20 protein-coding genes and 2 pseudogenes are annotated in these 19,734 nt (G+C 36.0%); all 22 read left to right on the top strand.

All coding sequences use genetic code 11. The features are described 5' to 3' along the window. Positions 1-109 precede the first annotated feature (109 nt). A complete protein-coding gene (locus tag F7D47_RS04575; protein ID WP_153086613.1) occupies positions 110-1,186 on the top strand; it encodes a hypothetical protein in 1,077 nt (358 codons plus the stop codon). Beyond that, positions 1,173-2,270, top strand: coding sequence for a glycosyltransferase WbsX family protein (locus F7D47_RS04570; protein ID WP_153086614.1), 1,098 nt, complete (start codon positions 1,173-1,175; stop codon positions 2,268-2,270). The genes F7D47_RS04575 and F7D47_RS04570 overlap by 14 nt, the downstream gene beginning before the upstream one ends. Further along, the gene (locus F7D47_RS04565; protein WP_194252629.1) at positions 2,251-3,129 is read left to right on the top strand and encodes a glycosyltransferase; all 879 of its coding nucleotides are present in this window, start codon (positions 2,251-2,253) and stop codon (positions 3,127-3,129) included. The genes F7D47_RS04570 and F7D47_RS04565 overlap by 20 nt, the downstream gene beginning before the upstream one ends. Positions 3,130-3,209: 80 nt before the next feature. After that, a complete protein-coding gene (locus F7D47_RS04560; RefSeq protein WP_153086616.1) occupies positions 3,210-4,133 on the top strand; it encodes a glycosyltransferase family 8 protein in 924 nt (307 codons plus the stop codon). After that, positions 4,130-5,263 (top strand): glycosyltransferase family 4 protein, encoded by a 1,134-nt coding sequence (locus F7D47_RS04555; RefSeq protein WP_153086617.1) that lies wholly within the window; start codon positions 4,130-4,132, stop codon positions 5,261-5,263. Before F7D47_RS04560 ends, F7D47_RS04555 begins: the two co-directional genes overlap by 4 nt. A gap of 8 nt (positions 5,264-5,271) precedes the next feature. Further along, the gene (locus F7D47_RS04550) at positions 5,272-6,579 is read left to right on the top strand and encodes a hypothetical protein (RefSeq protein ID WP_153086618.1); all 1,308 of its coding nucleotides are present in this window, start codon (positions 5,272-5,274) and stop codon (positions 6,577-6,579) included. 33 nt (positions 6,580-6,612) lie between these two features. Continuing rightward, the gene (locus F7D47_RS04545) at positions 6,613-7,824 is read left to right on the top strand and encodes a radical SAM protein (RefSeq protein ID WP_153086619.1); all 1,212 of its coding nucleotides are present in this window, start codon (positions 6,613-6,615) and stop codon (positions 7,822-7,824) included. Positions 7,825-7,979: 155 nt separating this feature from the next. Beyond that, complete coding sequence (locus tag F7D47_RS04540; protein ID WP_153086620.1) at positions 7,980-9,083, top strand: glycosyltransferase family 4 protein; 1,104 nt, start codon at positions 7,980-7,982, stop codon at positions 9,081-9,083. Further along, a complete protein-coding gene (locus F7D47_RS04535; protein WP_153086621.1) occupies positions 9,080-10,231 on the top strand; it encodes a nucleotidyltransferase family protein in 1,152 nt (383 codons plus the stop codon). The genes F7D47_RS04540 and F7D47_RS04535 overlap by 4 nt, the downstream gene beginning before the upstream one ends. Positions 10,232-10,338: 107 nt before the next feature. After that, positions 10,339-10,461, top strand: a pseudogene (locus F7D47_RS04530) (dTDP-4-dehydrorhamnose 3,5-epimerase family protein); the annotation flags it as partial. Between the two features lie 95 nt (positions 10,462-10,556). Beyond that, positions 10,557-10,757, top strand: coding sequence for a hypothetical protein (locus tag F7D47_RS04525; protein ID WP_153086622.1), 201 nt, complete (start codon positions 10,557-10,559; stop codon positions 10,755-10,757). 160 nt (positions 10,758-10,917) lie between these two features. Next, a pseudogene (locus tag F7D47_RS04520) lies at positions 10,918-12,080 on the top strand (IS4 family transposase). A 214-nt stretch (positions 12,081-12,294) separates the two neighbouring features. Continuing rightward, entirely contained in the window at positions 12,295-12,639 is a 345-nt protein-coding gene (locus tag F7D47_RS04515; RefSeq protein ID WP_153086623.1) for a hypothetical protein, read from the top strand. After that, positions 12,639-14,924 carry a hypothetical protein gene (locus tag F7D47_RS04510; RefSeq protein ID WP_153086624.1) on the top strand — a complete coding sequence of 762 codons (2,286 nt, stop codon included), beginning with the start codon at positions 12,639-12,641 and terminating at the stop codon, positions 14,922-14,924. The genes F7D47_RS04515 and F7D47_RS04510 overlap by 1 nt, the downstream gene beginning before the upstream one ends. A gap of 52 nt (positions 14,925-14,976) precedes the next feature. Beyond that, positions 14,977-15,225 carry a hypothetical protein gene (locus tag F7D47_RS04505; RefSeq protein ID WP_153086625.1) on the top strand — a complete coding sequence of 83 codons (249 nt, stop codon included), beginning with the start codon at positions 14,977-14,979 and terminating at the stop codon, positions 15,223-15,225. 4 nt (positions 15,226-15,229) lie between these two features. Continuing rightward, entirely contained in the window at positions 15,230-15,592 is a 363-nt protein-coding gene (locus F7D47_RS04500) for a hypothetical protein (protein ID WP_153086626.1), read from the top strand. A 32-nt stretch (positions 15,593-15,624) separates the two neighbouring features. Beyond that, the gene (locus F7D47_RS04495) at positions 15,625-17,145 is read left to right on the top strand and encodes a hypothetical protein (RefSeq protein ID WP_153086627.1); all 1,521 of its coding nucleotides are present in this window, start codon (positions 15,625-15,627) and stop codon (positions 17,143-17,145) included. Further along, positions 17,145-17,270 carry a hypothetical protein gene (locus F7D47_RS15025; protein WP_262884371.1) on the top strand — a complete coding sequence of 42 codons (126 nt, stop codon included), beginning with the start codon at positions 17,145-17,147 and terminating at the stop codon, positions 17,268-17,270. The genes F7D47_RS04495 and F7D47_RS15025 overlap by 1 nt, the downstream gene beginning before the upstream one ends. A 165-nt stretch (positions 17,271-17,435) precedes the next feature. Then, positions 17,436-18,074, top strand: a complete 639-nt coding sequence (locus tag F7D47_RS04490) for a hypothetical protein (protein WP_153086628.1) — start codon at positions 17,436-17,438, stop codon at positions 18,072-18,074. A gap of 12 nt (positions 18,075-18,086) precedes the next feature. Next, positions 18,087-18,386 (top strand): hypothetical protein, encoded by a 300-nt coding sequence (locus F7D47_RS04485; protein WP_153086629.1) that lies wholly within the window; start codon positions 18,087-18,089, stop codon positions 18,384-18,386. Further along, the gene (locus F7D47_RS04480; protein ID WP_153086630.1) at positions 18,383-18,940 is read left to right on the top strand and encodes a hypothetical protein; all 558 of its coding nucleotides are present in this window, start codon (positions 18,383-18,385) and stop codon (positions 18,938-18,940) included. The genes F7D47_RS04485 and F7D47_RS04480 overlap by 4 nt, the downstream gene beginning before the upstream one ends. A 414-nt stretch (positions 18,941-19,354) precedes the next feature. Continuing rightward, positions 19,355-19,734, top strand: a 380-nt coding sequence (locus tag F7D47_RS04475; protein ID WP_153108136.1) for a DEAD/DEAH box helicase family protein, incomplete at its 3' end; no start/stop codon positions are given.

Raw genomic sequence — 19,734 nt, 5'->3', positions numbered from 1 at the left:
AATCTTATTTCTAGGATTAGATGGATTCCTAAATTTTGCTGGTCTTCAATCGATAAATAAGTGTATATTGCTAGTTCAGTTAAGTCTTCTTGTTCTAGGCATTTATTTTATGTCAAAAAGAATCAGCGCATGGGATTATAGCATTTTGTTTTTTTGTTGTATAATCATCGCAAATAGCTATTTGATGTCTTATGATTCACAGTTAAGGTGGGAAGGTATTAAAGGTCAACTATTGTTCATGTTTGCATTTATATTGGGAGAAAATTTTAAAAACAACGATATTTTATATCGAGGCAGGTATATTTTTGGTATAATAGTTGTCGTCGCATTTTTGTTGTATATCGTTCAACCATCTTGGTATGTCGCATATAGGTTATCTGTAATCTCTGAAAAAAATGTGGCTGAATCTACATTGCTTGAAATGACACGTCTGTCAGGTTTCTGGATTTACCCATATTGGGTTAGTTATGGAAGTGCAATTTATTTCCACTATATAATATGTAAAATGTTGAATAAGGAGATAGTACATAATAACATTTTAATAGCATCTTTAGTGCTCTTGGTATTAATTGTTATATTAACACAGCAGCGAGCTCCTCTTTTTCTCATAGTGCTTTCGATATTTATATATTTTTCGAAATCAATGGCAGAAATAAATGTAAAAAAGCTTTTAAAAATATTGACCTTTGGATGTATGTTAATTGCTATTGTTTATTTTTTCTGCAAAAATTATCTTAGTGCTGAGCGTTTGGATTTTATTCTTGACAAGTTTATGGTTTTTCAATCTGGAAATTCCACTTCTTTTGTTTCAGACAGAGCGAATATTTTTGAGACGTTGTTGAAGAAAAATATTAGCTTTTGGGGAGATGGTATTGGACGTTATGGACATGGTGCCTTTTTTGAAGGTAGTATTTCTGTAACAGATCAGCAGTATATACAATTATTGTATGAAACGGGACTCTTCGGTCTTTTGTATAATGTTCTTATGTTGTTAATTTGTTTAATTTTAGGATTTAAGCATTTCGATAAATGTAAATTTGAAGTAGGTGTTATCTTATTTTATTTACTTGCAATGAGTGGTGCGAATTGTTTGAGTTCTATTCAGTTGCATCCAATAATACTGTGGTATTGTTGTGGTGTGGTTATTTTTAAAACTAAAAGAAAATTGCAAAATGTTGAAAAATAGTAAAAAGCGAGTTATCGCTATTCATTTGCCACAGTTTTATCCATTTAAGGAAAATGACGAATGGTGGGGAAAAGGTTTTACGGAGTGGCGTACAGTGACGAAAGCGAAACCTCGTTATTGGAATCATTATCAACCAGTGCTTCCAGCGGATTTAGGTTTTTATGATTTAAGAATGAAAGAGGCACGCTTAGCCCAGGAGACAATGGCTAAACAATATGGAATTGATGGCTTCTGCTATTATCATTATTGGTTCAATGGTCATTTGATTATGGAAAAGCCTATTGAGGCTAAGCTTAATGATAAAGATGAGAATTTTCCATTCATGCTTTGTTGGGCTAATGAGAATTGGCATAGAAACTGGGATGGTGAGCATAATGTTATGCTTTTGGAGCAACATTATAGTAGAAGTGATGATGAGCAACATTTTAAATATTTGCTTAAGTTCTTTAAGGATCCTCGATATATAAGGATTGATGGTAAACCGGTTTTTGCTATTTATAAGCCTCATTTGATTCCAGATTTGAAAGATATGCTTAATACATTTAGAACCTTAGCCAAAGAGAATGGGATAGAGCTATATATATGTAAGTTTGAGTCTAATGGCTCAAGAGGTAAGCAACTCATGGATTCAGGTTTTGATTCTTCTATTGAATTTCAACCACAGAATACAGAGGGGTATGATAAAATTACAGAATTCTTTTGTAAAGTATATAAAAGATTGTTCCATACAACAAATTGTGGTCTGATATTAAATTATAGAAAGTATGTGAATTTTCAAATCAAGAAACCGACATTTAAGGAATATAAGCGTTTCCCTTGTGTTTGTCCTTGCTGGGATAATTCTCCAAGAAGAGTAAAAAACTATTACTTTAGTTTCAAAAATCCATTGCCTAAATATTTTAAAAAATGGTTTTCTCATGTTTATAGTACATTTATTCCTTATTCTGATGAAGAAAACTTAATCTTTATAAATGCTTGGAATGAGTGGGCTGAAGGTTGTCATTTGGAACCTGATTTGAAATATGGAACAGGGTATTTAGAAGCGATTAAAGATGTACGTAATTATGGAGAAAATAAAGGTTGATTTTGTTTTTGTCATATTACATTATAATACTGTAATTGACACCAAGGAATGCGTAGATTCAATAGCTGAGAATTTTGTCTCAACGTATACCTACCAGATTGTTATAGTTGATAATTGTAGTCCTAATAAATCTGGAAAAGAATTAGTAGAATACTATAGCAACAATGAGTTTGTAAAAGTTTTGATTTCAGAATCAAATTTGGGCTTTGCTGGAGGTAACAACCTTGGGTGCTTATATGCAAGTAAAAAGTATAATTTTAAATTCTTGGTTATGCTTAACAATGATACATTATTAATGGATAAAAAGTTTTGTGATTTAATATTCCGTGAGTATTCTGTATCAAAGTTTGCTGTTTTAGGACCAAAGGTTATTACTCCATCTATGCCTTATGACTCTAATCCAGGACCAAGTGAATTACGAACGATAGCATATTGCAAAGATTATATATTTCGTATGCGCTGTTTGTTGTTGTTGAATATGTTTCATCTAGATTTCTTTTATAAGAAAATGAAACATCTTTTTAGTAAAGATGATACGGGTTCAAATAGAGAGGTAAATGAGAGACGTGAAAATGTACAGTTGCATGGGTGTTTTTGGATTTTTTCTCCTATCTATACTTCTAAGTTTGTTGGAATTAATGATAAAACTTTTTTGTATCGAGAAGAAGAACTTTTGTTTTTAAGATTAAAGCAAAATAATATGAAATCAGTGTTTTTGCCTGAGTTGAAAGTTTTTCATAAAGAGGATAGATCGACAAATACAATCAATAAAACAAGTCATTCTCGTATGCGTTTCTTTTATCTTAATATGTTAAAATCAACAAAGGTTTTACTGCATGAACTAGAAGGGGCTGATTAAAAATATAGGAAGGCTATAATCAGGTCCTTTGTATTGTCCGGAATGTTGTTATAGATTTGTTTAAACTTAAATTAAATATAATGGAGTTAAATATTGCATGTAGCACAGATGATAAGTATTCTGTTTTGTGTATGGTGATGTTATGTTCTTTACTAGAAAATAACAAAAAAAACCATGTGATAGCTCACATACTGGTAAATCATCTAAGTTTGATTAATCAAACCAAGATCTTAAAGTTGTTTTCAAAATATGATAATGCTCAATGCGTATTTCATGAGGTTAATGTTGATTTGTTGAAGAACTGCAAGTATCGTACTAAACTTCATAAATTAAGCAAGGCTGCATATTACAGAGTGCTGTTAGCTTCTATTTTGAAAGATGTTGATAGAGTAATATATTTAGATTGCGATATGGTAGTTCTTTCGGATTTGGTGCCTTTGCTAAATATTGATATGCAAAATTTTGGTATTGCTGCTGTTGAGGATTATGGCTTGCCTTACAACCAAGAGCATTTCGCACAATTAGAGTTTTCTGAGGGCGACAAGTATTTCAATAGTGGTTTCTTGCTTATAAATTTAGCTTATTGGAGACAACATAAAATAGAAAAGGCATTGATTGAGTTTTCAGAAAGTGACAGAAAAGTCTTTTTTCATGATCAAGATGCCTTGAATTTTGTCTTTAGAGGATCGTGGATTAGATTAGAACCCAAATGGAATCATTTTAATATATTCCATATTAGGTTGAAAGATATGTTTAAGGATAAAGCAGAATATCAAGCTTTCTTTCATAAACCATGTGTTATCCATTATTCGGATAAGTACTTCAAGCCATGGTTTAAAACACCTTTGATTCCGTTTAAGAATACATGGTTCAAATATTTAAAGCTAAGTGCTTGGAATGATTTTGAATACAAAACAAATGATAGACCATTTTATACGATTTTCAAAATCCTTTATCTTCATCTGGAAATATTAATGTTTAAGTTTAAGTTTAAGTGCGTATGAGAATTGCTATTAGTGGCTATGTTGGCAATAAGCTAACTGGTATTGGCCGTGTATTAATAGAGGTGCTGAATGAAATGGCACCAATGAATAGAAACGATGAATATATTTTATTCAAGAATTTCGATTTTAATGATTATGATGTGTTGAAAAAGCATTCTAACATTAAAATCGTAAACATAAATGTGTCAAAAAATAGTTCTCTAAAAAATATATTATGGCATCAATGGAACTTCCAAAAGTTGCAGAAAAAGTATCAGTGCGATGTTGCGTATATACCAAATTTCTCTTTGCTTCTTTGGAAAAGAATTCCTACAATTGTCACTATACATGACTTGATTGAGTTTAATGTGCCTAATAAGTTTAGCAAACTAAGAATGATGTATCGTAAAGTGATAGATCCTTTAATGGTAAAAAATAGTACATTCATCACTTCTGTTTCAGAATGTTCGAAACGAGATATTATTAAGTTCTGTAATGCAAATCCTAAGAAGATTCAAGTGATTCCAAATGCTGCAGATAGAACTCGTTTTAAACTTTATGATGAGTTTGTTGTGACTGCCTGCTTGGATAAGTATGGTTTGAAAAATAAGGGTTACTGTTTATTTGTAGGCACAATAGACTATCCTGGCAAAAATATTATGTCAGCCTTAGAAGCTTATGTTTCCTTGAAAAAGAAATATAGAATTCAAGAGAAAATGGTCATTGTTGGTAAAAAGGGATTCAACTCTGAGGTAATTTATGATTTTGTGAACAATTCAGAATATAAAGATGATATTATATTCACGGGGTATCTCTCAGATGAAGATTTGCCTTTAATCTATTCTGGGGCAAAGGTGATGATTTACTTGTCATATTATGAAGGCTTTGGTTTGCCTGTACTAGAAGCTATGTCGTGTGGAATTCCTGTTGTATGTTCTAATACTTCTTGTTTCCCTGAAGTTATAGGTGATATTCCAGTAGGAGTTTCACCAACATCTATTCCTGATATTGAAGAGACAATGTATAGGCTCATTTCCGATAGCGAATATAGCTCTGAAATCGCTAAACAATGCTATAAAAGAGCAGAGCTTTTCTCTTGGAAAAAAGCAGCAAAAATGTACTATGATGTTTTTCATCGGTATTCTAAGTGATAAATAGCATGAAGCTACCAGACAATTTTATACAACAAGGAATAACAGAACAGGATGTTCTTCGTCTCAACAGCAATACTTACCAGCCTGGATTTATGCAAATTCATTTGACCTTTCCTTATTCAGAAAGTTTTGCAGCGTTGACGGATATTCATGACCAAGGTTCGTTTTTGCATGAATATGTACATTACTTACAAAATCTGACAACACCATGGGGGCTATATACGAGTATGCTTATGTATGAAACTATGGTAAATACATTTGCTTATATTCAGGAGACGAGTGAAACTATTAAACTTCCTTTGAGACTGAATTTTGGTGATAAAATACAGCAAAGAATGTCAATCGTATCAAATGGAAATGGAACCAATCCATTTGAAAATGATAATTATCATGGAAGTTTCAAAATTGATAGAACAAAAAGAATTATATGGCATAGGAATTATACTAATATAGGAAATGGGCATTATCCCTATATTGAGCTAGAAGTTCCTTGCATAGATGGAAGCAAAAAGATAAAACTTGGCGCATACATAATAAAAGAAAGTATGGCTGCTATGTGCCAAATGCAATTGGATTTTTCGGCTAAGCATGAAGAATATGATGTTCCCTATAATCTCATCAAGATTTTTGCTGAGCAGCATTTTCCTAAGATTGCAGCTGATGATAAAAAGCTAATATCAATATGCTACATATCCTTGTTTAGTTTAACGCCTGCTCAAACCCTCATAGACCAACTTGATTTTGCCAATCGTAATCCAAAATATTCTGGAATGGAGTTGTTGGAAATGTTTGTGAATGAATCTACTATTTCAATCAACAATAACACAAAGTTATCAGTTGTCGCATTTTTTGACGATATAGCAAATCGGTTTGAAGTAACTTTAGCTAAAAGTTTACGGACTCCTTTAGATTATATACATGAGGCAATATCAAGAGTTCGATTGTCAGGAGGAATAGTACCTTTAGTATCAGCTTTGTATGCTCCAAATTTTGATAAGGATACAGTCCAAACGATTATTGACCATGTCGGAATTCCCTATGTTTATACTGATTTTGGAGAATACTATTATCCAAAGTCAGTAAAGGGCGAGAATAAAGATTCTAATGATATTATTGTTTTAATAGGTATGTCTGCGTTGTATAACTATATAGTTCATCCTAATAGCCTTAAATGTTGTCCTTTAAGGTATATGTGTATGAAGTCTGATTTTGATAAAGACGAATGTTTTGACGCACCATGGGAGGGACATGCATGTCCGATGACAGTTATGGGGGATATGCTTGGTATAAAGCGTGGACAATTAGTGTGGTAATTATTAATTTGAAGTTTAAATATCGAAAATATTATGACAGAAAAGAAATTGAATGGTACAGTCATCGTGACTTACCGCTGCAACGCTCGTTGCTCGATGTGCAATCGTTACAAGGCTCCTTCTAAGCCTGAGGAGGAAATCTCTATTGAGACTATCAAGAAACTTCCTAAGATGTACTTTACCAACATCACGGGTGGTGAGCCTTTTATCCGTACGGACTTGAAGGACATCGTACGTGAGCTTTATAAGAAGAGCGACCGTATCGTGATCTCTACCAATGGCTTCTTTACCGACCGTATCATCGACCTGGCGAAGGAGTTTCCACAGATTGGTATCCGTATCTCTATCGAGGGTTTGGAGAAGACCAACAATGAAATCCGTGGTCTGAACAATGGTTTCAACCGTGGCTATACTACCCTGAAGAAGCTCTGTGAGATGGGATTGAAGGATGTAGGCTTCGGTATGACCGTTCAGGATAAGAATGCTCCAGACCTCGTGCCTCTCTATGAGTTGAGCAACAAGATGGGTATGGAGTTCGCTACCGCATCGCTCCATAACTCTTTCTACTTCGTTGAGGCTAAGAACATCATCCACGATCGTCCGATGGTGGCTAAGAACTTCGAGAACCTGGTGAACGAACTGTTGAAGTCTAACTCTCCAAAGAAGTGGTTCCGTGCTTACTTCAACCATGGACTCATCAACTATATCTATGGTCAGAAGCGTCTCTTGCCTTGCGATATGAGTTTCGATACCTTCTTCATCGACCCATACGGTGATGTGATGCCATGTAATGGTACCAAGGATAAGGAGGTGATGGGTAACCTGAACCGCCAGACTTGGGATGAGCTTTGGAGTTCTCCAGAGGCTGAGCAGGTTCGTAAGAAGGTAAGACATTGTGACAGAAACTGCTGGATGATCGGTTCTGTTTCTCCTGCCATGCACAAGTACATCAAGACTCCTGCCCTGTGGGTGGTTAAGCACAAGCTGAAGAGTCTGCTCGGTATGAAGTATTCTATGTATGAGAACCCTATCTGCTGCGAGTATCGTGATGGTAAGGTGACTAAGGAGCAGCTTGACAAGCTTTCTACCTGCGATATGAATGCAGTGGTGAACAATGGTCTTTCTGCCGATTCAAAGGAGGCTTTGAAGGGCAAGCGTGGCGAGGACATCGTGAACGCTGACGTGGCTAGCCAGGGTTATGAGGCTACCAAGAAGGAAACTGATAGAAATATCGAAATCAAGTAATCACTTGATTCTCTTATGATTGATAAGAAGCCACAGTGCTGAGAGCATCTACATCAAGATGATGCCGAAGTACTGTATGGCTTCTTTGATATAGTTTGAAATCTTATTCATGCCTGCAAAGGTAATACTTTTATTAAAAAAATCTCTAGCTTTTTATGAAAATAGTTGTAACAGGTACTCGTGGTATCCCGAATATCATGGGTGGCGTGGAGACGCATTGTGAGGAATTGTTCCCTAGAATGGTGGAACGTGGTTATGATGTAACGTTGATCCGTCGTTCGAACTATGTGAAGGATGACTTACATGAATGGAAGGGTGTGAAACTGGTAACGATTCCTTCTCCTAAGAAGAAGAGTTTCGAGGCCATCATCCATACTTTCCGTGCCATCAAAGAGGCGAAGAAGTTGGGTGCAGATGTATTGCATATCCATGCCATCGGTCCTGCGCTGCTGGTTCCATACGCCAAACTGCTGGGCATGAAGGTGGTGTTTACACATCATGGTCCTGACTATGACAGGGATAAGTGGGGATTTGCTGCCAAGACTATCCTGAAGATGGGTGAGCGTATGGGCTGCATGTTTGCCGATGATGTTATTGTGATTTCGAACGTCATTAAGAATCTCATTGCCCGTAAATATGGAAGGACGAAGAATGTACACCTTATATATAATGGTGTCTCTGAGCCTGAGATCTGCGACTATCCTGAATATTTCAAGGAACTGGGGATAGAGAAGGGAAAATATATCCTGGGAATGTGCAGATTTGTGCCTGAGAAGAACCTGCATCATCTGGTGGAAGCGTTCGTGAAATGGAAAAAGACGCACACGGATTCCACGGATATAAAGTTAGTGTTAGCTGGCGATACAGACTTCGAAGATGAGTATTCGTTGGGATTGAAGCAGATGGCAAGGGAGAATGGTGTGGTGCTTACTGGCTTTATCAAGGGCAGAAAGCTTCATTCGCTGTTGACGAATTGCCGTTGCTATTGTCTTCCATCTTCGCACGAAGGTTTGCCGATTGCCCTGTTGGAGGCGATGAGCTATGGTGTAAAGGTAGTAGTGAGCGATATTCCCGCAAATCTGGAGGTTGGATTGCCAAAGGATGATTACTTCCATTGTGGCAACGTGGATGAACTTTCGGAAAAGCTCGGAAAGATTATCGAGGCACCATTGCAGCATGCGGATTACGACATGAGCAAGTATGATTGGGACCAGATTGCTGATGAAGTAGGAGGAGTGTATCAAGGGTTGAAGAAATGATATTGCAGGATTTTTATACCATTCTTCAATCAGCCATAGGAAAAACGGTTCAATTATCCCATACGCTTTCTGAAAAGGAATGGAATGAGATCTTTGGATTAGCCAAGAAGCAGGCGCTTGTTGGGATTATGTTTGAAGGTGTTGAGCGTTTGCCGCAAGAGCAATGGCCTCCACGAAATGTAATCTTGCAATGGGCGATGGTGGTAGAAAGTATCAAGCATCGGAATCGACAGACTACTGATGTATGCCTTCGCTTAACCGAGGCGCTTGACAAAGATGGCTTTGAAACTTGTATACTGAAAGGTCAAGCCAATCATATATATTATGATGGTTTGAACTCGGCACATACCCTAGGACAGTTAAGAATCTGTGGTGATGTAGATGCCTGGATTTGGCCAAAGGAAAAGACTAAGCATCCTGTAAAGTCTATTATTGATTATTGTCAAAGCAAGAAAATCCTATTATCCTTATGCCATTTGCATGCAGAGGTGAAACCTGTGAATGGAGTTCCTGTTGAGATTCATTTTCGTCCTTCGTTCTTGAATGCTCCTTGGAGTAATCTATGCTTTCAGAAGTTATTCAAGTCTGCAGTTTTTGAAAATAAGGAAATTGATGAATGTGGAACGATTAAGAAACTGCGAGTTGACTATGACTTAATCTTCCAGATGAACCACATATATAGGCATCTCTTAGATGAAGGTGTTGGTATGCGACAGATTCTTGACTTTTATGTTCTTCTGAAAGCATATCAGAATGAACGGCAAGGTCAATCCGAGATGATTAATGTTGATGTACTGATGAAACATATCAGTGATTGTGGCATGAAACGCTTTGCATCAGCATTGATGTTTGTACTTCAAGAAATATTCGGTCTTGCTGATGAAGAACTCTTGTGTCCTGTTTCGGAAAAACATGGAGTGTTCCTCATGGAAGAGATGATGGCTGCAGGAAACTTCGGACATTACGATGAAAGGATGAAGACTTTAGCTGTAAAGAAAGGAAAGCTCTCGTATCAGCTGCAGAAAGCACTGCGTCGTTTCAAAAGGAATCTCAGATTCTTGACAAGTTATCCAGAAGAGGTGATTTGCGAGCCTTTTGCAAGAATTTATCACTTTATTTGGAGAAAGCTTGCTTTATATAGATTTTAAAAGATATACGGGCGAGCGATTCATTCTCCTTTGAAATTTTGAGACACTTTTGAGAATGGATTTTAGTAGCCCTTTTTGACTATATTCAAATCAATTATAAACATAAAATGGAAGTAATAAAGACAGATATTGAAGGCATGCTCATCATTGAGCCTCGCCTGTTTAGAGATACTCGTGGCTATTTCTTCGAAAGCTTTAGCGAGCGAGAGTTTAAAGAGAAGGTAGAGCAGAATGCAATATCAGAGCCTATTGGGCATATAATGAAACTTGTGGAGTTAATGAAACAAGAGGACGAAAGTTTTCTAAACCTGCACCTTCACAAAAAATGATAGAAAAGAAACTTACTTTCGAGGCAAGCGATGTTACTTATATCATTGTCAAAGAAGAATCTCAGGTGAGATTTATCATTAAAACGATTAATAAGTTGAAGTATCTTGGTGGTTCTAAGATACGCCTTCATCAATATGACAAGGACTTGTTATGCTCAAAGATTATTTCAAGGGAACGAATCAATAAAGATTTCTAGCTTATGGAAGAACAATTTAATAATATTGTAGAGAACACTACTGTCCAATAAAAAAGGGCAATTCGATCTTTGAAACAGTTGAATTATAGTCTTTTATGCAGTATTTTGCAATGAAACGGACTTGATTTTGTAACTTTGCAGCCAAAAAGAATTGGCTACTATGTTTCAAGACAAATATGTTTTCGCTCAACTTACTGCATTTCTGAATAGAACTCAGTTCAACAACTACGTACGCAAGTATGATGGCAACCGATACGTGAAACACTTCACTTGCTGGAATCAGCTTCTTGCAATGATGTTTGGGCAACTGAGCAATCGTGAGAGTTTACGTGACTTGATAGTTGCATTGGAAGCTCATCGAGCTAAGCAATATCATCTGGGGCTTGGACGTAATACTATCGTAAAAGCAACTCTTGCTTATGCCAATCAGACTCGTGATTACAGGATTTTCGAAGACTTTGCATTCTATATGATGAAGGAAGCTTGCAAAAAGCGAGAAACCAACATTTTGAATATACCAGGAAAGAAGTATGCTTTTGATTCGACAACTATTCCGTTGTGTCTTGCAACTTTTCCATGGGCAAAGTTCAGAAGTAAGAAAGGAGGAGTCAAAGCACATGTCTTATATGACGTAGAAGCACAAGTTCCAGCTTTCTATACTGTGACCACAGCATCAAAGCATGATTCTACAGCAATGTCTTCAATTACGTATGAACCAAATAGTTACTACATTTTCGATAGGGCTTATGATACTTTCAAGGAACTTTATAAGATTCATCTTACAGGTTCCTACTATGTAGTCAGAGCCAAAACGAACTTGAAGTACAAAATGGTAAAATGGAAGCGAAGAATGCCAAAGAATGTACTAACTGATGCAGAAGTAAAACTAACAGGATATCTTTCCGAAAAGAAGTATCCTGAATCATTCAGATTCATTCGATACTACGATGAAGAAGATGATCGTGAGTTTACTTTTCTGACGAATGCAAAGCATCTTTCTGCGTTGGATGTCGCGAATCTATATAAAAAAAATGGTTGGTTGAACTATTTTTCAAATGGCTAAAGCAGCATCTTAAGATAAAGAGATTCTGGGGCACAACGAAGAATGCTGTACGCATACAGATTAGTGTTGCCATTATCACTTATTGTCTCGTGGCTATTGTGCACCATGATATGCAATTGAAACGCTCGACATATGAAGTTTTGCAGATTCTAAGCATTTCATTGACGGACAAAACCCGTCTAAGAGATCTATTTGATAAGACTATTTTCAACGATGTCAAAGAACTCGATTATCCCCTTTTTAAGGGACTATTTGATTAATTAATTAACGTGTCCAATTTTTATTGGACACTAATGGTCCTTATTAACGAATACATCTCGTACAAAAATAGTAAAGAACAATATCAAGTTGTCCCATTTAATAAATTTCTGTTTCAAAAGGCCAAGCAAAAGGGGTATTTTTTTACAGCCTCATATCTGGTGAAGGAAATGATTGCAGAAATGGCAGAGAAAGAGAAGACAGAAAAAGCGACTTATGGAAATTGATAATAATAAATTAAAGAATTGCATACACTTTCTATATAGACGCAATATTTGGTTTTGTTGCGGTCTCATTAGTATTGTAGTTGTTTTCTTGGCTTTTTATAATCATGCAAAGATTAAAGAATATAAAAACAAACAAACTAAGTTAGATTCGGTATTAGCAAAGCAAGATTCTATTAAACATGAAATAGATAAAGATAAGGTCTTGAAGCTTCAAAAAATGAATCAGCAGCTTGAAAAACAAACAGTTACTTTGTCTTCTCAATTATCTATATTAGATAAAAATCTGAAAACGCTAATAGAAGTTTTAGATTCTACAATTATTAAAGAAAAATAATGTTTGATTTTACAAATTATACATATAGTGGTATGTTGTCTATTGTTGCTGCTGTATTTGGTATTGCTTATCCTCAGATAAATGCCAGTATAGAAAGAATAGACGACAAATACGGTTCTTCTCTTTTAACTAAAAGGTTAAAAAACGAGAAGGCTTTTGCTACATTCAATGTCTTATTGGTTGTCAATTTGATAATTGCGGTCGTTAATCCTTTTCTGTTAGACCAATCAAAATGTTGTTATATCTACATAGCGATTCAAACTATCGCTACCATTTTTTTGATAGGATGCTTCTTTCACTTGTTTGAGATAATACGCATGTATAATGATGCAGAGACCTTACATGAGAATATATGGAATGATTATAAGAAAGCAGTTGGAAAGTCTGCTGAAAATGCATCCATACATTTTATGGAATGGGTTGATCTGATAAATTATATACTTTGTTCTTCAAATCGAAAGGCTGCCAGAAATGTATATGACAAATGGGTTGAATATATTTCAGAGTTTCATAAGGGACATATAGGCACAAAGGTACGCTATGACAATTATGCCTATGATGGACTTACTAAAATAAATGAGAACTTATGTAAGTTAAATTATGAGCCGATGTCTATCAATAATGGTAATGCTTTTCTGACCGCATTGCTTTATCCTGATGGTTTTATATCAGAGGATACCTACACTATACTTTGGAGTAATCTTCGACTTCAAATATTTTATGGGAAAGACGAATGGGTGATGGATTATTGGGAACAGGCATCTCAAAAATATGATTTGTATATGGATAACGTTTCAACATATACAAGAAATCCACTGACAAACACTAGGTTTACAGAAGAAGAGGTTAAACAACATAATGAGGAGAGAAAGAGATTTTTAGAGTTCCATGTAATGTTCTGTGCGATGCTTCTTCAACAGGGGAAATACTCCTTATTGAAAAGAATCTTAAGTTTTACACAATCTCAACCACAAGTATATCCATTGGTACCTTCAACATTAACGGAATGTTTGGAAATGCTATCATATTTAAATGGAATTTATAAAAACTATCCATTTCTATTGGATAGAAGGTATCCTATGCCTCAATTGAATGGTATTACTGGTGGAAGAATTTTGGGTGCAGCAAATACATATATAGCACTCCTGACTTATCGACTTTATGCTTTGCCTTATTATCCATTTGGAGTAGGATATGTATTTAGCCTTCCTGCTGCTCCTCAGAATTCAATGGATATTCACAAGGAGAAAGATAACATAGATGCTCTAAAATTCTGCATAAGAAAGATAGAGTCTAAAAAGGAATATCTAAGATGTATTGATATTGTTCATATTACTGAGGCTATTTCAAATATCAATAGAATTTATCATGAAAAAGTAAAATGCTTAGACTGTTATATTGAAGATTATATAAATCGTTTAGATGAAAAAGATAAAGATTTGAGAGTAAATCAAGAATATGATAAAGATATTGTAGAAAATTTGAAAAAAGACATATACAATGAAATTTCTTCTGAACTTGATAAATACCAACTGTTTTATAACAATCAAAAAACAGATAACACAAAAGTATATCGGATAAATGCTTCTGTATGTCAACTTTATCCAAATCAAGCATTTGTTGATAAGCCTTCGGTAAGTTATGTTGATATTGATACAAATATAAGTGATAAAGTAAAATATAAGTTTTCTCATTTCTTTGCAACAACATTTTTGCAACATGCAACGCCACAGCTAAACATTGCCAGTCAAGATTTATTCGAAGCATTTGACAAATTGAAGTTGAATAATGATTATATTATAATTTCCTTTGGTGTATATTGGGATTATCATGTAGGAAGAAATGACGATTTTGTGAAAAAGAATGATAGAATATATTCATACGATAATATAAATATATATAATTACAAATGTGGTAGCAAATATCTTTCTGATTACATCTTCATTTTAGAGAAAAAATATTTGCCATATTTGGAGTTTGTTGAGCCATCAAATGGATGGACAGAAAAATATCATCTGAACAAATTTGGTAATAATCTGAACATTTGGTTAGGGCTTCTAAAAATTGCAGACCATAAGAGTTTGTTAGCTGAAAAAGAATTTGAAAATATTGATGGAGACCCTAATGAACTTTCATTGTTTTCATGCGTTGTCTTAGCCAATATTCATTGGATACCAAGCGCAAAAGTACTGTGTATTAAATATATGCACTTTGGAAGAGATAATGGTAATAATGAAAAAGTGGAGAATATAAAATCATTTAAGTCATATTTTACTGTTCGTTAGTAATACACTCTTGTATCATCAAATAGAGTGGTATACAGCACTAAGATTAAGTATGGAAACATTTTTAGATAAGATATTAAAAGCATTAAAGGCTACTGCTAATAATGAGCAACAAAAGACTTTAGCTGCTTACTTGATAAGTCATAATAATATGAATGTTATTACTAAGTTGCAAGAACTCTATCAATATTGTTTGAATATTGGAGAATTCAAATATGCTGAAGGAATAAAGCAAGAGATTATTAAGCGGCAAGTAGAAATCACGAAAGAACTTACTGAGAGTGCATTTCGAAAAAAATGATAATATGGAAATCAACAACACCCAACACAAATCCTTCCTCTGGCACCTTGACTTCGAGCCATTCACATGGCACACCTTCTATGGAGAGCAATGTCCGCCATTCGTTACTGAAGAGAATAAGGAGGCATGGAAACGCTATCTAAAAAAAGTCATCAAGAAGCATCTGAAGGCTGAGGTGATGAATACACCTGAGTTTAGGGATATTGAACTTCAGATAAGGGAAGAAAAGCTGTTGCGCATCAAATGGGACGAGCAGAGAAAACGATCACTGGAGAAGCAACGGTATCGCGCCAAGATGGAGCGACCGAGAATCAACTATATTCCCAAAGGGCTGAGTGTGGATTATGAGGAGAAATCACTCCTGTAAATTATCAACTACACCAATAATAAACAGAAACAATGAGAGAAGCACCTATAATTTTACCAGTGTTCACAACCAGTGTGCCTTTAGATTTTCCGTCTGAAGGTACGTTTGCGTTCAATAAAAAGACCAACAAGCAGTTGGAGGTGACGGTGAGAATCAACGAGCACCAGTACTTCAACATGAACTTCCTGAACCATGACGGATATATCATGGCATGCTGCAGATGGGCGCATGTGTTGGACTTTGCTGAGAACGGTTATGACCGTTACGAACAGATCATCAAAAAACATTTTCGGAAGAAATATCCTGTTATCAGCAGTCTGTATGGACAGCATACTGATACGGCTGAGGATATCCATATCTCCACCATCGGCTTTGAGGGCAATCCCAAGGAATGGTATATCTCTATGCGCATCTATGGAGAGAAGTTCGATGATCTGCTGCATGGCAATCTGCTGATGAATGTGGTGTTTGCCTCTGCCGTTGGTAATCTCTGTATGGCAAGCGTGGATGTTTTCAAGGAAATCATGAAGAGTGATGCCAAGCAGCCGAAGATATTGCTGAAGGAGTTGACTGGTATTGGCGAGATAGACAAGGACTTTGACTTCGGCAATTATCTGGATGCCAGGAATCCTGAGACTGGCGAGATTATATCGACAGCGAGAGAAGACGGCAAGGCTTCGGGAGTGGAGTTGCCTGAGGAAATAGAAATACCACAGAATATGGAGATGTACCCTGTTAGTACCTATTTCTTTTTCTTCACGAAAACACTGAAAGACAAGGACTTTGTCATATTCATTAATGCCTTGTATTTTGAAATCTATGGCATGATGAGGAAGTTGAAGGAATATGGTTTCTTTACTGATGAAAAGTTGGAAGAACTGGAGAAAACCGTTTCTATCTTGGGTGATAAGGTAATAGCAGGAGAAGATGCCGGTACTGAGCGACTGCGGATTACAACAACTGTATATTCGATAACGTCGAAGATGCGTACACCATTGTTGGAAGAGAAATACCATGTCAAGGAGACTGAAGAAGGTAAGTTTGCCTTGGAACTGGATGGATATATCAAGAAACTGATATGGAGAAAATGGGATACCACCTATCTGGAAGAGCGGATGAAGCAAGAGGATGAGGTCACGGCAAAAGTAGAAGCAGACCAAGCCCTTGTCAAGAAGAAGAGTGCTGAATGGAAAGCCATCATGGAGGGAATGTCGTTCAATGCCTTTCTGTTGTTCCACAACAAGATGAATGAACTGATGAAGACCAAGAAGGCAACACTCGTCAAGTATGGTTTCCTGGCATCGGAGATGCTGGATAACCATAAGCGCTATTGGGCAAGTTCCTACTATTGGCACAACAAGGAATATGATGAACAGGAATATATGAGGTACAGAAAACAGACTGAAATCATCGTAACCATCTTTTATGAAGGTATTCTGAGAGGAACACAGTATGGCAATCATCCGAGAACGAAATATGCCTTGAAGATTCATAGCATCATCGAGGAATTGATGAATAAAGACTGGAGTAAAGTCAACGAGACACTTAAATAATGAAGGAAATGATAAAGGAGAAGAAACTTGAGGGCGAGGAGAAGGCACTGTTTAGGAAGGGCTATGCCGAGCCGCTATGGGAGGACTTCAAGCTATGTGGTGTAGCGCATAGATTCTACGTCTGAGGATAAGTATTATACTCTTCTTTTCATGGATAGACATGCATAAAATAAAGAAAAACGATTATTTTTATGTTATTTTTGAGCAAAATTGATAAAATACGGTAAAAAATAGCTGACTTTACAAGAATTTGATTACTTTTGCACAAAGAATATAAATATTAGCAGATTATGGAAAAGAAAGATATGTGTTTATCGTATGTGGCAGTATGGAGTCAACCGATGACGATTATGCCACAGATGGATGCAAAGTTTTGCAGAGAACTGTTTGGTATGCCTTACGAAACTGTCAATGGCTTAATGCCTGATGGTTATACTATTGCTGTAAATAATAAACCATATCCATTGGTAGTGATTAATCCAGCTAAGTTGATAGTTAAGGCTCAAAATATTGATAGTCTCGTGAAGTATGTGGAAGCAGTAAAGGCTGAAATAGAGAAGGTGGAGATTCCTAATTTTAATATGTCTTTGTCTGCTTATGGCATTAATTTTGAAAAGGAAATCCTAGGACTAGGTGAGAATGCTGAAGTCTGGATGTGGAATCGTTTCATAAAAAATAATGTTCACCCTGATAGTAATTTTCATCTTTGTGGCAAGTTGACTTTACGAATTGGGGTAGACGAAAATCAGGTGGCGAATATTGATGTCGAGCCTAGAATGGGGGTGGATGATGGTATATTTGTCAACATAAACCATCATCATAACCAAAATATGGATTCGATACCAAATGCAGCGCAACTTAGGGGAATGATAGAAGCTTCTATTTCTAGAATAGAAGCACAAGTTGTCAATAAATTGTTTAATGAATAATTGTTTAGAATTATGGATAAAACAACAATGACAAAAAGTAGTCAAAGCTTTTATGCATTTATGGCTATGACAATGACTGCGTTGAGCGTAAATGCCAATGCCTGTGAATTGAACTCTGATTTTACTGCCAATGCATGTTCTTTCGCTTACACTAGTTCTGCTAGTGATGAACCTATATTGCAGGATAAGATCTATCTTTTCCCTAAAAAAAAGAATCTCAGGGAGAGATATAAGAGATTGTCTCAGTCTAAGTGGTTTAAAAAAACGTACAATGGTAAAACTTTAGGTGAAATAATAACAGTGGAAGAATGAGCATCTGGATTTCTGAATTTAATGGGGATTTTACCCAAGGAACCATCGTAGATGGTGTTGATTGGGGCCTTGGTGATGACAATCCCTTAGGTATTGTCATCACCAAGGCTTGTGACTTGGAACATGACCATAGCGGATTCTTGATGGTGGCAGCACTTGAGCCAGCTGCCGAGGTTCTTGGAGCGTCGAAGGAATTCCAAAGTCTTGTGAAAGATTCAACGGATGGTCTACTAAAAAGGAGACAATGGGATGCTTTGACTAGATTCTTAAAAGATTATATTCACAATAAGAATATCTGTAGGCATTTCTTTTTTGATCCTCGGCCTGTTTTAGATATGGATTGTGTCGTTGTTGATTTTCAGCATATCAGGTCGTTGGATTTGGAACAGCTGAAATCATTAGAACCAATAGGTCAAATGAAACATCCTTTTATCGAACAGATGATGATGCGTTTTACGAGTTATGTCGCACGTATTCCTGTTGATAGACCTGATGATGAGGAAGAACAGAAGTATATCAAAGAACTTGCTGGGATTTATACCTTAAAAAGGTAGTAGCATTTTCTATCCCAAGGAAAACACAACAAGAAAAGATATATATTTATGTGCAAGATAGGTTAACAAATGTCTAGTAAAGGCATTTGTTAACCCTTTATGATTTCTTTCATCAAGATGCATTCCTTTATGCAGAGCAATCATATTTCTGAAGATGAACACTTAGAGTCAAGGATGATGTATCTTGATCTGTTGGGATATATAAGATAAAAAAACAATTTGGAAAACACAAAAGGATAAGATTTTAAATTTTAATTATATACTTTAAGATTGGTAGGGCTTTTGATGAAGCTCTGCCTATCTTTATGACTTTTCTTTTTATTTTTTAAAAGATACCATATTACTTTTTAACATACTGATAGGTGTCACTGCTTGGAATATAGCAGGGACGCTATATTCATTATATGCTTTTATATGAAGAATATTAAGCTTTTTGATTACCAAGAGGATATGAAAGAACGGATTGAGAAGGCGTTGCGCCTTCATCGGTCCGTGATGGCACAAATGCCAACTGGTACGGGAAAAACGGTTCTACTCGCTTCGGTCGTAGAATCGTTTTTGAGGGAACATTCCAATTGCCATGTTTGGATTGTTGCCCATAGAAGGGAGCTGGTTTCTCAGATTCGAGAAACGATTCAAAGAGTTTTTTCGAAACCCCACCCGTCCTCCCTTACCATAAAAGAGGATTTTTCGAACCACCCTGTCAATTCTTCGAAAATCACCCCGTCCCTCTTTACCCTTAAAGAGGGCTCCACCTCTCACCCCGACCCTCTCACCCTCAGGGGAGAGGGAGG

The organism is Segatella copri (assembly GCF_009494835.1).
In the GTDB taxonomy this organism is placed as follows: Bacteria; Bacteroidota; Bacteroidia; order Bacteroidales; family Bacteroidaceae; genus Prevotella; species Prevotella copri_F.
This window is presented reverse-complemented; position numbering and strand designations above follow the sequence as displayed.